The sequence below is a fragment of the Halomonas rhizosphaerae genome, assembly GCF_030010555.1.
Lineage (GTDB): Bacteria > Pseudomonadota > Gammaproteobacteria > Pseudomonadales > Halomonadaceae > Halomonas > Halomonas rhizosphaerae.
Window position 1 is genome coordinate 239588 of the sequence record NZ_JASCQP010000028.1, and the last position, 12366, is coordinate 251953.

Sequence of the window (12366 nt, forward strand, 5' to 3'; positions counted from 1 at the left end):
CACTGTGCCTCAGGGGGCACGCCCGGGCACGGCGTCCCCCGGATCGGGTATCATCGGGCCAACGCACCTCATGGAGTCGCCATGCCAGCCGCCCTGCCCCTGCCGCTCTCCACACCCAACCGCAACCTGGTGCGGCTGACCATCGTGCGCGGCATCACCTGGACCGGCTTCCTGGCCGCGATCATCATCGGCATCGAGGTATTGGGCTTCTCGCTGGAGGTGCCTGCGGTGATCGCGGTGATCGTCGCCATGGGGGCGATCAACATCGCCACCTGGTGGCGCATGGGCCGCCCGCGGGCGGTGACCCACGGCGAGTACCTGGTCCACCTGCTGATCGACGTGACGGGCCTCACGCTGCTGTTCTACTTTACCGGCGGCTCACACAACCCCTTCATCAACTACTACCTGGTACCGGTCACCATCGCCGCGGCGACCCTCCCCTGGCGACATGCCTGGGTGATCGCCGCCGCCTCCATGGCCGCCTACAGCTTCCTGATGGTGGCCTATCAGCCGGTACCGCAATTCGCCCAGGGCCACGGCGGGGCGACCCTCAGCCTTCACGTGCTGGGCATGTGGCTCAACTTCGGGCTCTCGGCAGGACTCGTCACCTTCTTCATCTACAAGATGGCCCGCGCCCTGCGTAGTCGCGACCAGGCGCTCTCGCGCACCCGCGAGGCCGCCCTGCGCAACGAGCAGGTGCTGGCCGTGGCCACCCAGGCAGCGGGAACGGCCCACGAACTGGGCACGCCGCTCTCCACCATGGCGGTGCTGCTCAGCGAGATGCGCGAGGACGCCAGGGACCACCCGGCCCTGATGCGGGACATCGAGCTGCTGCGCCAGCAGGTCGATACCTGCAAGTCGCGGCTGCGTCACCTGGTGGAGAGTGCCGACCGCCGACGCATGGCCGAACCCGAGATCCACGACGCCCAGGTCTGGCTGGCCGGGGTGGTCCAGCGCTGGCTGGTGCTGCGCCCCGATGTCAGCCACCACCTGGAGGTCGCCGAGCGGCGCGGCCATCCCTGGCTGGCGGTGGATGCCACCCTCGACCAGGCGCTGACCAACCTGCTCAACAACGCCGCCGATGCCAACCCGGACGACGTCACCATCCGGCTCGACTGGAACACCGACGAGGTGATCATCGACATCCGCGACCACGGTCCCGGCGTGGCGATGTCGATCGCCGACCAGCTGGGCGAGACCTTCGTCTCCACCAAGAGCAAGGGGCTGGGGATCGGCCTCTTCCTGACCCACGCCACCATCAACCGCTTCGGGGGCGGCGTGAGCCTGTACAATCACCCGGAGGGCGGCACCCTGACCGAGGTGACCCTGCCGCGCAGCCAGCCCGAGACCTGACACCCGATGGTTGCCGGACCCCGTGACCCCCTGCGAGGACAACATGCAAGAGACCCCCGAACGCCTGCTGATCATCGATGACGACGAGATGTTCTGCCACGTGCTCGACCGCGCCCTGAGCCGCCGGGGCTTCGAGGTCCTGGTGGCCCATGACGCCGCCCAGGCCCTCTCCCTGGCGCGCCGCCACCAGCCCCAGCTGGCCACCCTGGACCTCAAGCTGGAACACGAGTCGGGACTGAAGCTGCTGCCGGAACTGCTGGAGATCGTGGCGGACTGCCGGGTGGTGGTGCTGACCGGCTACTCGAGCATCGCCACCGCGGTGGAGGCGATCAAGCTGGGCGCGGTGAACTACCTCTGCAAGCCGGCGGATGCCGACGAGGTGCTGCTGGCCCTGTCCCGGGCGGAGGGCGACCCGGAGACCGAGGTGGCCGACAATCCGCCGTCGATCAACCGCATCACCTGGGAGCACATACAGAAGGTGCTGCAGGAGCACGACGGCAACATCTCCGCCACCGCCCGCGCCCTGGGGATGCACCGCCGCACCTTGCAGCGCAAGCTGCAGAAGCGGCCGGTGAGGAGATGAAAAGCAAGGAGCAAGGAGCAAGGAGCAAGGAGCAAGGAGCAAGGAGCAAGGACGTTGCCAATTAGCTATAGGCAACCCAAGGGGGGTTCCTTGTCACTTTCTCCTTGCCACTTGTACCTGGCCTAAGGCGCTTATTGGGCCGTCCAGCCCAGGTCGATGTTCCAGCTGGCCCCGGTGACGGCACCGGCGAGGTCGGAGGCCAGGTAGCCGACCAGCTCGGCCACCTCGGCGGGCTCGATGAGGCGCTTCACGGCCGCGTTCTTGAGCATGATCTTCTCGATCACCTCCTGCTCCTCCATGCCGTGCATCCTCGCCTGGTCGGCGATCTGGTTATCGACCAGCGGCGTCTTGACGTAGGCGGGACAGATGGCATTGGCGGTGATGCCCTGGCTGCCGCCCTCTAGCGCCGCCGTCTTGGTCAGGCCGATCATGCCGTGCTTGGCGCTGATGTAGGCCGACTTGCCCGGCGAGGCCACCTGGGCATGGACCGAGGCGATGTTGACGATGCGGCCCCAGCCGTTCTCGCGCATGGAGGGCCAGGCGGCCTGGGTGAGCAGGAAGGGCGCGGTGAGCATCAGGTCGATGATCTGGCGCCACTTGTCCTCCGGGAATTCCTCGATGGGCGAGACGTGCTGGATGCCGGCATTGTTGACCAGGATGTCGACACGTCCGAAGCGCTTGACCGCCTCGCCCACCGCCGCCTTGCAGGCCTCGCCGTCGGTGAGGTCGGCCTGGAAGAAGGCGGCGCCCGCCTGTTCGGCAACCTCCTTGCCGGCCGGGTTGAAGTCCACGGCCAGCACCTGATGGCCCTGCTCGCAGAAATGACGAACCACGGCCTCGCCGATGCCGCTGCTGGTGCCGGTGACCAGGGCGACGCGGGGGATGGAAGCGTTGGCGGTCATGCATGACTCCTCTGTCCAGTCATCCGGGCCGGGATGGCGCCGGGCAGGCCCCTCTCTCGGGACCGGGGTGGCATTGTCGAACTCCGCCACCAGCATAAGGCGGATGGCGCAGCGCGTCATCCGCTCACGGGTTCGGCGCGGCCGGGGTCATGACCCGCTCCATCAGCTGCTGGGCGAGACGACTGCCCTCCTGCAGGGAGCCGACGTCGGAGAGGTCCTCGAGCAGCTTGCAGCGCCACCACCAGTCCGCTTCGCCCAGGGATTCGAGCACGAAGGGGTAGCGCCCGGAGGGCAGGGCCAGCACCAGGCGCTCCGTCTTCGGCGGGGCGGCCGGTTCGTCGAGGACCAGGGCCAGCGACAGCGAAACGGGCGTGACCAGGGCACCGAGCAGCCCGCGGCGGCCATCCTTAAGCGAATGGGGCTGGAAGCAGAGGGCATCCACGCCCAGCCGCGGGTTGAAGCGGGGATCGCGCTTGGCGGCCTTCAGGTGGTGGCGGCGCCAGGCCTCGGCCAGCTGGCGAAGCCGGGCATACTGGTCGGCAGTCAGTGCCTGCATGGTGTCCTCCAGGGCGGCGGGGGCGCCAGTATAGCCGCCGCTCGCTGGCCTTCGCACCAGGCATTCGGCAGGGGCGTGGCGAGCTGCTAGCATGACAGGCCCTTCCCCTGCCAAGGAACCACCATGACCCCCGCCCAGCGACTGGAGATCGCCGTCGACATCGCCCACGAGGCCGGCCGGATGATCGTCGAGGCCCGTGAACGCCAGATCTTCGGCCATCGCTACAAGCATGGCCACGAGCTGGTCACCGATACCGATGTCGAGGTGGATACGCGCATCGGCGAGCGCCTCGAGCAGCACTTCGCCGGGGAGGCGCGCCTCAGCGAGGAACTGGCCCCGGATCGCGAGGTACTGGCCAGCCCCCGGGCGCTATGGGTGGTGGACCCCATCGATGGCACGGTCAACTTCGCCCATGGGCTGCGCCATGTGGCGGTGTCCATCGGCTGGGCCAGCGGGGGCCGCACCCGCCTGGGCGTGGTGCATGCCCCCTTCCTCGGCGAGACCTTCACCGCGCTCGACGGCGAGGGGGCCTGGTGCAACGGCGAGGCGATCCACGCCAGTCGCACCAGCGAGATGGCCCACGCCCTGGTGGGCACCGGCTTCCCCTACCGCCGCGACAGCCGGCCGCCACTGATGCGTCGCCTCACCGCCGTGCTATCTCACTGCCAGGACGTGCGCCGCAACGGCTCGGCGGCCCTGGATCTGTGCGACGTGGCCTGCGGCCGACTGGATGCCTACTACGAGAGCGTCTCCCCCTGGGATTGCGCCGCCGGCTGGCTGATCGCCCGGGAGGCGGGCGCCCGCACCGGACACCTCTATCCCGGCCCGGCCGGGATTCCCGAGGACCTCTACGGGGAGAACTTGCTGGTGACCAGCCCGGATCTCCATGCCCCACTCGGCGACCTGCTGCGCCGGGCCGATACCGGGGAGGTCGAGCGCTGAACGCCGCGATAGCGGCGCGCCATCACCCCACAAGGGGGCGACTATTGGCGAAATCTCGTCTGCTCGGTCACAATGGCCGGCACTTTTTTCCGTCCCTCTTCACGCACCCTGCCGTGCAAGGAGTCGCTGCATGTTCATCGTCATCTTCGGTCGCCCCGCCTGCCCCTTCTGCGACCGTGCCAAGGCCCTCGCCGCCCGGCTCGAGAGTACCGGGGCCATCGAGGGTCATCGCTATGTCGACATCCATGCCGAGGGCATCACCAAGGCCGACATGGAGAAGACCATTGGCAAGCCGGTGCACACCGTGCCGCAGATCTTCGTCGACCAGACCCATGTCGGCGGCTTCACCGAGTTCGACCGCTACGTGCGTGACCAGGCCCTGCTGACCGTCTCCGGCTGAGCCGCCAGCCCCTCGGCCACCTCTGACGCCGCCACTCGCCCGGGTCGCGGCGTCGCCGTTTCCCGCGGTGCTACCCTTGGAGCAGTCCCCCTGCCCGGAGCCGCCCATGGACCGCCCCCTCACCGTCCCCGACCCCGACCGCCACTGGCACCAGACCGGCGCCCAGCACCGCCGGCTGATCGAGGCCACCCGCGACCTGTCACCGCTGCGCACCGCGGTGGTCCACCCCTGCGACACGCCGTCGCTGGCCGGTGCCCTGGCCGCCTGGCGCGAGGGGCTGATCGAGCCCCTGCTGGTCGGTCCTCGGGCGCGCATCGAGGCCACCGCCGAGGAGCTGGGCGAGACCCTCGACGCGCTGAGGCTGATCGACACGCCGCACAGCCATGCCTCGGCAGAACGGGCCGTGCGCCTCGCCGCCGACGGGGAAGCGGAGGCGCTGATGAAGGGCGCCCTGCATACCGATGAGCTGATGAGCGCAGCGGTCGCTCGGCAGGCAGGGTTGCGCACCGAACGCCAGATGAGCCATGTCTATGCCCTGGACGTCCCCAGCTATCCGCGCCCGCTGCTGATCTCCGACGCCGCCCTGCACATCTCGCCGGACCTGGCCACCAAGGCCGACATCATCCAGAACGCCATCGACCTGGCCCGGGCCATCGGCATCGACCGCCCGCGGGTGGCCGTGCTCTCGGCAGTGGAAACGGTGCGCGCCACCCTGCCCTCCACCATCGAGGCCGCGGCACTTTGCAAGATGGCCGAACGCGGCCAGATCGAGGGCGGCGAGCTCGACGGCCCGCTGGCCATCGACAATGCCGTCTCCCTGAGCGCCGCTCGCCAGAAGGGGCTCGACTCCCCCGTGGCCGGCCAGGCCGACATCCTGATCGCCCCGGACCTCGAGGCCGCCAACATGATCGCCAAGCTGCTGATCCATCTGGCCGGCGCCCAGGCCGCGGGGCTGGTGGTCGGTGCGCAGGTGCCGATCATGCTCACCAGCCGCGCCGACGACGTGGACACGCGACTGGCCTCCGCCGCCCTCGCCCAGCTGCTGGTGCGGCGTCAGGCCGAGGGGGCCGCGCAATGAGCCGAGTCCTGGTCCTCAATGCCGGCTCGGCGACCCTCAAGTTCGGGCTCTACGAGGCGGCGGACTGCCGGCTGCGCGGCGAGGTGGAGCGCATCGGCGACGCTCCGGCACTGCGGCTGGTCAGCGGCGACCTCGATACCGACGGCTTCGCCCCGGCGGACAGCGGCCACGCCGGCGTGGCCGAGGCGCTGCTCGACTGGCTGGGCAGCGATCTCGACCTCGAGGGGCTCGCCGGCGTCGGCCACCGGGTGGTCCACGGCGGCACCCGACTGGCCGAGCCGGTACGCCTGGATGCCGACCGCCTGGCCTACCTGGAAAGCCTGGAGCCCCTGGCGCCCCTGCACCAGCCCCAGTCGCTGGCGATCATTCGCGACCTGATGGCGCGGCATCCGAGCCTGCCCCAGGTGGCCTGCTTCGACACCGCCTTCCACCGCACCCAGCCGCGAGTCCGGCAGCTCTTCGCCCTGCCGCGGCATCTCGCCGACGAGGGGGTACTACGCTACGGCTTCCACGGCCTCTCCTATGCCCACGTGACCCGCCAGCTGCCGGCCGTGGTCGGCGAAGCGGCCGCACGGGGCCGGGTGGTGGTGGCCCACCTGGGCCAGGGATGCAGCCTCTGCGCACTGGAGAACGGCCGCAGCGTGGCGACGTCGATGGGTTTCACGGCGCTCGACGGCATGATGATGGGCAGCCGCTGCGGCCGCCTCGATCCCGGCGTGGTGCTCTACCTGCAGCAGCAGCGGGGCATGAGCGTCGCCGAGGTGGAGCGGCTGCTCTACCGCGAAAGCGGTCTGCTCGGCGTCTCGGGGATCTCCGCCGACATGCGCGACCTGCTGGCAAGCCCCTCGCCCCATGCCGAGGAGGCAGTGGCGCTATTCGTCGACCGGCTGCTGGAGGAAATCGGTGCCTCGGTGGCACTGCTCGGTGGGCTCGATGCGCTGGTCTTCACCGGTGGCATCGGCGAGCACGCCGCCGAGATCCGCGCCCGCACCCTGAATGCCCTGGGCTGGCTGGGCATCCACCTCGACGCGCCGGCCAATGCCCGCCACGCCCTGCGTATCGATGGCAAGAAGGGCCCGGCCGTGGCCGTGGTCCCCACCGACGAGGAGGGCGAGATGGCCCGCGGCACCCTCGCCTGCCTCGATACGAGGTGATTCCGTCACGACGAACGTCTTCCCCGCGTTGAATGCCGCTCCGGACCCGCTGCCTATACTGGCGGCGTGCAGGCGCACAGGGCATCACGACAGAGGGACGAGGCACGATGCAACGGGAAGAGTTCGTCCAGCAGCTATGGCTGGACTATATCCACCAGCATCCGGACGTGGGCGGACTACGGCTCTGGCCCGTGGAAGCGCCGGCGGAGTACCTGGCAATCCTGACGCTGAACCATGGCCCCTGGGCCATGGAGGCCCTCCTGCCGACCCTGGTGCGCTACGGCTATCGTCCGCATCAGCGCTACGCCATGGCCGATCGCGGCCTGCTTGCCACCCTGCTCACCGCACCGGATGACGGCGCCTGGGTACTGCTCGCCGAGCTCCAGCTCGGCACCCTGTCGCGCCAGCCCCGCGAGCGCCTCCAGCAGCTGGTCGGCAATGCCGACTCCCGCGAGGCCCGCAGCCAGGCGCTGCTCTGCCATGGCCGCCCCTGGCCGATGCCCGACTGGGACACCTATCAGGCCCTCCACATGGCCCACCCGCTGGCCGGCTGGCTCTCGGTGATGGGGCCGCGGATGCATCACGCCGGCTTCGACTGCCAACGTCTGGGGCACGACATTATCGAACTCGACGGCCAGCTGCGCCAGGCGGGCCTCGCCGGCAGCAGCGACCGCCATCACGGCCTCTTCCCCGTCTCCCCGCTGCTCGACTACCGCTTCTATGCCACCAGCTCGAGGCGACTGGCCTTCGCCGAGGGCGACGAGCATCGCGTCGGCCTCGGCGGGCTCGCCCTCGTCCAGAAGCAGGTCATCGCCAACCAGGAGCGTGCCGCCGAGCTCCTGCTGCCCCACCACACCCGCTGCGAGCTCTCCTGACCCCGGTCATCCACAGATTCTGTGGATAACGCTGTGCATCATCCCCGGGGAAGGCCGCCCGGGCGGGATGCCAGAGGGCCTGGCTCGGAATGGTCAGTTTTTCGACAGCCATTTTTCGATGTCCCTGACGAAAGCGGCCCGGACTCCAGTCCGGGCCGCAGGCCTTGCCAACAACGGGGAGATCACTCCTCGAAGGTCATCTCCGGGACGTGGTCGGGCACTACCAGCTTGCCCGCGGTCAGCGACTCGATCTCCTCCACGGAGACCCCCGGCGCACGTTCCTTGAGGTGGAAGGCACCGTCCTTGATCTCCAGGTAGGCGAGGTCGGTCAGCACCCGGTTGATGCAGCCCGCGCCGGTCAGCGGCAGGTTGCAGGATTCGAGCAGCTTGGACTCGCCGTGCTTGGAGGCGTGGGTCATGGTGCAGATGATGTTCTCGGCGCCGGCCACCAGGTCCATGGCGCCGCCCATGCCCTTGATCAGCTTGCCGGGGATCATCCAGGAAGCGATGTTGCCGTTCTGGTCCACCTCGAAGGCGCCCAGCACGGTCAGGTCCACATGGCCGCCGCGGATCATGGCGAAGGATTCCGCCGACGAGAAGATCGCCGCGCCCGGACGGGCGGTGACCGTCTCCTTGCCGGCGTTGATCATGTCCGGGTCGACCTCCTCCTCGGAGGGATAGCGCCCCATGCCCAGCAGGCCGTTCTCGGACTGCAGCATCACGTCGATACCGTCGGGGATATAGTTGGCCACCAGGGTCGGGATGCCGATGCCCAGGTTGACGTAGAAGCCATCCTCGAGTTCGCGCGCCACGCGCATTGCCATCTGTTCGCGAGTCAGTGCCATCTTGTTGCCTCTTGTGTTCGTTGGAGAAGCGGTTGCAGGAAGCGCCGGCGTTGGTTGCCGGGCGTCACGGACGCGAAGGGCGTTCAACCCTTGCGGACGGTGCGCTTCTCGATGCGCTTCTCGAAGCTGCCCTGGATCAGGCGGTCGACATAGATACCCGGGGTGTGGATCTGGTCGGGCTTGAGCTCGCCGGGCTCGACGATCTCCTCGACCTCGACCACGGTGATCTTGCCCGCGGTGGCGGCCATCGGATTGAAGTTCTGGGCGGTGTCGCGATACACGACGTTGCCGTAGCGGTCGGCCTTCCAGCCCTTGACGATGGCGAAATCCCCTACCACTGACTCCTCGAGGATATAGTGGCGACCGTTGAACTCGCGCACCTCCTTGCCTTCGCCGATCGGCGTGCCGTAGCCGGTGGCGGTATAGAAGGCCGGGATGCCGGCGCCGCCGGCACGCATCTTCTCCGCCAGGGTGCCCTGGGGGGTGAGGACCACCTCGATCTCGTCATTGAGCATCTGCTGCTCGAAGAGCGCATTCTCGCCGACGTAGGAGGCATGGATCCGGCTGATCTGCTTGTCCTCGAGCAGCAGGCCTAGGCCGAAGCCGTCGACGCCGCAGTTGTTGGACCATACCGTCAGGTCCTTGACGCCGCGACGCTTGATCTCGGCGATCAGGTTCTCGGGGATGCCGCAGAGACCGAAGCCGCCGGCGATCACGGTCATGCCGCTCTCGATGCCGTCCATTGCCTCTTCGTAGGAATACACACGCTTGTCGAATCCGGCCATAGTGGCGCCTCGCGTTGTTGTGGAGTGAGTTGTGGAGTGAGTGGGCAGAATGTCAGGCCAGTGTTGCCGCTGCCAATATATTTGTTAAGTTTGTTTTATTTATCGATTGATCCGTTTTGCTCATAAATTTGACCTTGGTAGCATGCCATGACCGTCAAGCAGCTTCGCGCCTTCCTCGCCGTGGCCCGGACCCTGAGCTTCACCCAGGCCTGCGAGCACCTTCATCTCTCCCAGCCCGCCCTGAGCCTGGCGATCAAGGGGCTCGAGGAGAGTCTGGGCGGTCGCCTGCTGATCCGCAGTACTCGCAGCGTACGGCTCACCCCGGAAGGCGAGTCGCTGGTGCCCCTGGCCAAGCGGCTGATCGCCGAATGGGACAACACCGAGGAGCTGTTGCGCCAGCGCTTCACCCTGCAGCTCGGCCGCCTGGCGGTGGCCACCATGCCCTCCTTTGCCAGCAACCTGCTGCCCCCCGCCCTGCGCGTCTTCCGCCAGCGTCATCCGAGGGTCAACGTCACGGTACATGACGTCATCAACGAGCAGGTGATCGAGATGGTGCGTGCCCGCCAGGTCGAGCTGGGGCTGGTGTTCGAGCCGGAGGCCACCGGTAGCCTCACCTTCACCCCGCTGTTTCGCGACCGCTTCGTTGCCGTGGTGCCGGCCGATTCGCGTCTGGCCGAGCGGGCACGGCTCGGCTGGGCGACACTGATGACCCGCGACTTCATCGCTCTGCAGCGCCCCTCCATGGTGCGCCGGCTGCTGGAACAGCAGCTACAGAGTCGCGGCGTGACGCTTCCCGCCGCCTTCGAGTGCCACCAGCTGGCCACCGTAGGGCGCATGGTCGCCAGCGGCCTTGGGGTCAGCGCGGTCCCGTCGCTGTGCATTGCCCAGATGCAGGAGCTCGGCGCCGTCTGCGTGCCCCTCGAGGATCCGGTGATCGAACGCGACGTCGGCGTGCTGACCTGGAACAACCACGAGCTGTCGGTGGCCGCCCTGGCGCTGCAGGAGGTGCTCGCCGAGACCATCCGCACCCCTCGCCTCACCGTGGGACGTTGACCCCGGCGGCTGGGCAGTCCGCGGTCGATCCATTAGCATGGGCAGCTCGTCAATCCGGCCGAGGAGACAGGCATGCCGACCCTCAGGGGGTTCGTCAGCATCCTGCTGCTGACTCTCACTACCCTCGCCTGGGGGGTTCCGCTGATCCTGCTCACCCTGATCAAGCTGGTGACCCCGGGGCGTCGGCTGCGCCGCCGGGTGCTGACGGCCCTCAACTGGGTCGCGCTCAACTGGGTGGGCAGCAACCTCTGGTGGATGCGTCGCTGGCTGAGGCCGCGGCTGGAGATGGCGCTGCCCGAGGGACTGTCCCGCGACCAGTGGTGGCTGGTGCTCTCGAACCATCGCAGCTGGACCGACATCTTCCTGCTGTTCTTCGCCCTGCATCGGCGCATTCCCATGCCTCACTTCTTCGTCAAGCGCCAGCTGATCTGGATCCCCATCGTCGGCCTGGCATTCTGGGCCATGGAGTTCCCCATGCTGCGCCGCCTGACCCGCGAACAGCGCGAGCGCAACCCGCAGCTGGCGCGCCGCGACCGCGAGGCCACCGAGCGCATGTGCCGCCACGCTCGGGAGCGCCCCATCGCCATCTACAACTTCGTCGAGGGCACCCGTTTTACCCCTGCCAAGCATGCCGCCCAGGACGCTCCCTATCGCCACCTGCTGAGGCCTCGCGCCGGCGGCATCGCCCAGGTGGTGAGCCTGCTCGGCGACCGCCTCGGCGGCATCCTGGATGTCACCCTGCACTACGACAATCCCGACCCGAGCTTCTGGGGCTTCCTCTGCGGCCGCGAGGGACGAGTGCGGCTGGAGGCCCGCCGCCTGGCGGTCCCGGCCTGGATGCTCGAGGGCGACTATCACGACGACACGGACTACAAGGAACGCTTCCAGTCATGGCTCAACGTCCTGTGGCAGGACAAGGATCACCGTCTCGACTCATCGCGCTGACCCTGCTGCTGGTCACCCTGGCGCTGCTGCTGGCCGGCTGCGCCGGGCGCGGTGGCGAGGGGCGTCCGGTCGAGGAGATCGCCGGCGAGTGGGTCACCATCCAGCGCGGCGACACCCTGGGCGAGATCGCCCGTCGCGCCGAGGTGCCCCTGGTGCGCCTGGAGCGCTTCAACCCCGGCGTCGATGCCCGGCACCTGGCCGTGGGCCAGCGCCTGCTGGTCCCCGGACGTGACGAGCGGGCCCCGTCGGGAGGCCCCTATCGCTACCGGGTACGCCCGGGGGATACCTACAGCGCCATCGCGCGGCGCTTCGGCGGCCGCGCCGACCGGATCCAGGCGGCCAATCCCGGCCTGTCACCCACCGGCCTGAGGGTCGATCAGTTGATCCAGGTGCCGCTGGGAGGCCGGCAGGCGGCTGCCACGGACACGTCAGGGGGAAGCACCGGCAGCAAGGCATCAGGCAAGCCCCAGGCCGCCCGGCCGCCGAGCAAGCGCCTGCCGGACCCCGGGAAGCTGTCCGCCTCCTCGCGGGGCTGGCCCTGGCCGCTGGAGGAGTACCGGGTCGAGCGTGCCTTCGGCACCGATGGGCGTGGCACCTTGCAGCCCATGCTGCTGGCCACCGGCCGGGGGAGCCGGGCCCGTGCCGTGGCCGATGGCGAGGTACGGTTCGCCGACAGCATGCGCCAGCTCGGCCAGGTGGTGATCGTCCACCATGCCGACAACCTGCAGAGCGTCTATGCCCTCTGCGCGAGGCCGCTGGTGGCCAGCGGCGACGCGGTCACCCGCGGGACCCCGGTGTGCGAGGTCGGCCAGCAGGATGGCAGTCCGCGGCTGCTCTTCGACATGCGCCATGGCGGCAAGCCCATCGACCCGGCGCGGGTGCTGCGCTGACGGAG

14 protein-coding genes are annotated in these 12366 nt (G+C 68.8%); 10 read left to right on the forward strand and 4 right to left on the reverse strand.

Annotated features, from left to right (window positions below):
* Nucleotides 1-81: 81 nt before the first annotated feature.
* Complete coding sequence (locus QLQ83_RS13320) at nucleotides 82-1353, forward strand: ATP-binding protein (protein WP_282736003.1); 1272 nt, start codon at nucleotides 82-84, stop codon at nucleotides 1351-1353.
* Nucleotides 1354-1396: 43 nt separating this feature from the next.
* Nucleotides 1397-1936 (forward strand): response regulator transcription factor, encoded by a 540-nt coding sequence (locus tag QLQ83_RS13325; protein ID WP_282736004.1) that lies wholly within the window; start codon nucleotides 1397-1399, stop codon nucleotides 1934-1936.
* Nucleotides 1937-2067: 131 nt separating this feature from the next.
* Here the strand turns inward: QLQ83_RS13325 and QLQ83_RS13330 are convergent, their stop codons facing one another.
* On the reverse strand, nucleotides 2068-2838 hold the full coding sequence (locus QLQ83_RS13330) for a 3-hydroxybutyrate dehydrogenase (RefSeq protein WP_282736005.1): 771 nt from the start codon (nucleotides 2836-2838) through the stop codon (nucleotides 2068-2070).
* 124 nt (nucleotides 2839-2962) lie between these two features.
* Complete coding sequence (hybE, locus tag QLQ83_RS13335; RefSeq protein ID WP_282736006.1) at nucleotides 2963-3394, reverse strand: [NiFe]-hydrogenase assembly chaperone HybE; 432 nt, start codon at nucleotides 3392-3394, stop codon at nucleotides 2963-2965.
* 123 nt (nucleotides 3395-3517) lie between these two features.
* Here hybE and QLQ83_RS13340 point away from each other — a divergent pair, with 123 nt between their 5' ends.
* The 5 genes from QLQ83_RS13340 to QLQ83_RS13360 all read left to right on the forward strand — a co-directional run bounded on the left by QLQ83_RS13340 (nucleotide 3518) and on the right by QLQ83_RS13360 (nucleotide 7843).
* Nucleotides 3518-4336 (forward strand): inositol monophosphatase family protein, encoded by an 819-nt coding sequence (locus QLQ83_RS13340; RefSeq protein WP_282736007.1) that lies wholly within the window; start codon nucleotides 3518-3520, stop codon nucleotides 4334-4336.
* A gap of 130 nt (nucleotides 4337-4466) precedes the next feature.
* Nucleotides 4467-4736 (forward strand): GrxA family glutaredoxin, encoded by a 270-nt coding sequence (locus tag QLQ83_RS13345; protein WP_282736008.1) that lies wholly within the window; start codon nucleotides 4467-4469, stop codon nucleotides 4734-4736.
* Between the two features lie 106 nt (nucleotides 4737-4842).
* Complete coding sequence (locus tag QLQ83_RS13350; RefSeq protein ID WP_282736009.1) at nucleotides 4843-5814, forward strand: bifunctional enoyl-CoA hydratase/phosphate acetyltransferase; 972 nt, start codon at nucleotides 4843-4845, stop codon at nucleotides 5812-5814.
* Complete coding sequence (locus QLQ83_RS13355) at nucleotides 5811-6968, forward strand: acetate/propionate family kinase (RefSeq protein WP_282736010.1); 1158 nt, start codon at nucleotides 5811-5813, stop codon at nucleotides 6966-6968. The genes QLQ83_RS13350 and QLQ83_RS13355 overlap by 4 nt, the downstream gene beginning before the upstream one ends.
* A gap of 107 nt (nucleotides 6969-7075) precedes the next feature.
* Nucleotides 7076-7843, forward strand: a complete 768-nt coding sequence (locus QLQ83_RS13360) for a VOC family protein (RefSeq protein WP_282736011.1) — start codon at nucleotides 7076-7078, stop codon at nucleotides 7841-7843.
* Nucleotides 7844-8025: 182 nt separating this feature from the next.
* On the opposite strand, the gene QLQ83_RS13365 is transcribed toward QLQ83_RS13360, so the two are convergent.
* Complete coding sequence (locus QLQ83_RS13365; RefSeq protein WP_282736012.1) at nucleotides 8026-8688, reverse strand: CoA transferase subunit B; 663 nt, start codon at nucleotides 8686-8688, stop codon at nucleotides 8026-8028.
* 83 nt (nucleotides 8689-8771) lie between these two features.
* Nucleotides 8772-9473 carry a CoA transferase subunit A gene (locus tag QLQ83_RS13370; RefSeq protein ID WP_282736013.1) on the reverse strand — a complete coding sequence of 234 codons (702 nt, stop codon included), beginning with the start codon at nucleotides 9471-9473 and terminating at the stop codon, nucleotides 8772-8774.
* Between the two features lie 147 nt (nucleotides 9474-9620).
* Between QLQ83_RS13370 and QLQ83_RS13375 the strand changes: the two genes are divergently transcribed.
* The 3 genes from QLQ83_RS13375 (at nucleotide 9621) to QLQ83_RS13385 (ending at nucleotide 12361) form a co-directional block, all read left to right on the forward strand.
* Nucleotides 9621-10526 carry a LysR family transcriptional regulator gene (locus QLQ83_RS13375; protein ID WP_282736014.1) on the forward strand — a complete coding sequence of 302 codons (906 nt, stop codon included), beginning with the start codon at nucleotides 9621-9623 and terminating at the stop codon, nucleotides 10524-10526.
* 72 nt (nucleotides 10527-10598) lie between these two features.
* On the forward strand, nucleotides 10599-11471 hold the full coding sequence (locus QLQ83_RS13380; RefSeq protein ID WP_282736015.1) for an acyltransferase: 873 nt from the start codon (nucleotides 10599-10601) through the stop codon (nucleotides 11469-11471).
* Nucleotides 11417-12361: a M23 family metallopeptidase gene (locus tag QLQ83_RS13385; protein ID WP_282736016.1), complete on the forward strand. Its 945-nt coding sequence runs from the start codon at nucleotides 11417-11419 to the stop codon at nucleotides 12359-12361. The genes QLQ83_RS13380 and QLQ83_RS13385 overlap by 55 nt, the downstream gene beginning before the upstream one ends.
* Nucleotides 12362-12366: the final 5 nt, after the last annotated feature.

Coding starts and splice junctions, on each gene's coding strand:
- QLQ83_RS13320 (WP_282736003.1), top strand. CDS start 82: ATGCCAGCCGCCCTGCCCCTGCCGCTCTCCACACCCAACCGCAACCTG.
- QLQ83_RS13325 (WP_282736004.1), top strand. CDS start 1,397: ATGCAAGAGACCCCCGAACGCCTGCTGATCATCGATGACGACGAGATG.
- QLQ83_RS13330 (WP_282736005.1), bottom strand. CDS start 2,838: ATGACCGCCAACGCTTCCATCCCCCGCGTCGCCCTGGTCACCGGCACC.
- hybE (WP_282736006.1), bottom strand. CDS start 3,394: ATGCAGGCACTGACTGCCGACCAGTATGCCCGGCTTCGCCAGCTGGCC.
- QLQ83_RS13340 (WP_282736007.1), top strand. CDS start 3,518: ATGACCCCCGCCCAGCGACTGGAGATCGCCGTCGACATCGCCCACGAG.
- QLQ83_RS13345 (WP_282736008.1), top strand. CDS start 4,467: ATGTTCATCGTCATCTTCGGTCGCCCCGCCTGCCCCTTCTGCGACCGT.
- QLQ83_RS13350 (WP_282736009.1), top strand. CDS start 4,843: ATGGACCGCCCCCTCACCGTCCCCGACCCCGACCGCCACTGGCACCAG.
- QLQ83_RS13355 (WP_282736010.1), top strand. CDS start 5,811: ATGAGCCGAGTCCTGGTCCTCAATGCCGGCTCGGCGACCCTCAAGTTC.
- QLQ83_RS13360 (WP_282736011.1), top strand. CDS start 7,076: ATGCAACGGGAAGAGTTCGTCCAGCAGCTATGGCTGGACTATATCCAC.
- QLQ83_RS13365 (WP_282736012.1), bottom strand. CDS start 8,688: ATGGCACTGACTCGCGAACAGATGGCAATGCGCGTGGCGCGCGAACTC.
- QLQ83_RS13370 (WP_282736013.1), bottom strand. CDS start 9,473: ATGGCCGGATTCGACAAGCGTGTGTATTCCTACGAAGAGGCAATGGAC.
- QLQ83_RS13375 (WP_282736014.1), top strand. CDS start 9,621: ATGACCGTCAAGCAGCTTCGCGCCTTCCTCGCCGTGGCCCGGACCCTG.
- QLQ83_RS13380 (WP_282736015.1), top strand. CDS start 10,599: ATGCCGACCCTCAGGGGGTTCGTCAGCATCCTGCTGCTGACTCTCACT.
- QLQ83_RS13385 (WP_282736016.1), top strand. CDS start 11,417: ATGGCTCAACGTCCTGTGGCAGGACAAGGATCACCGTCTCGACTCATC.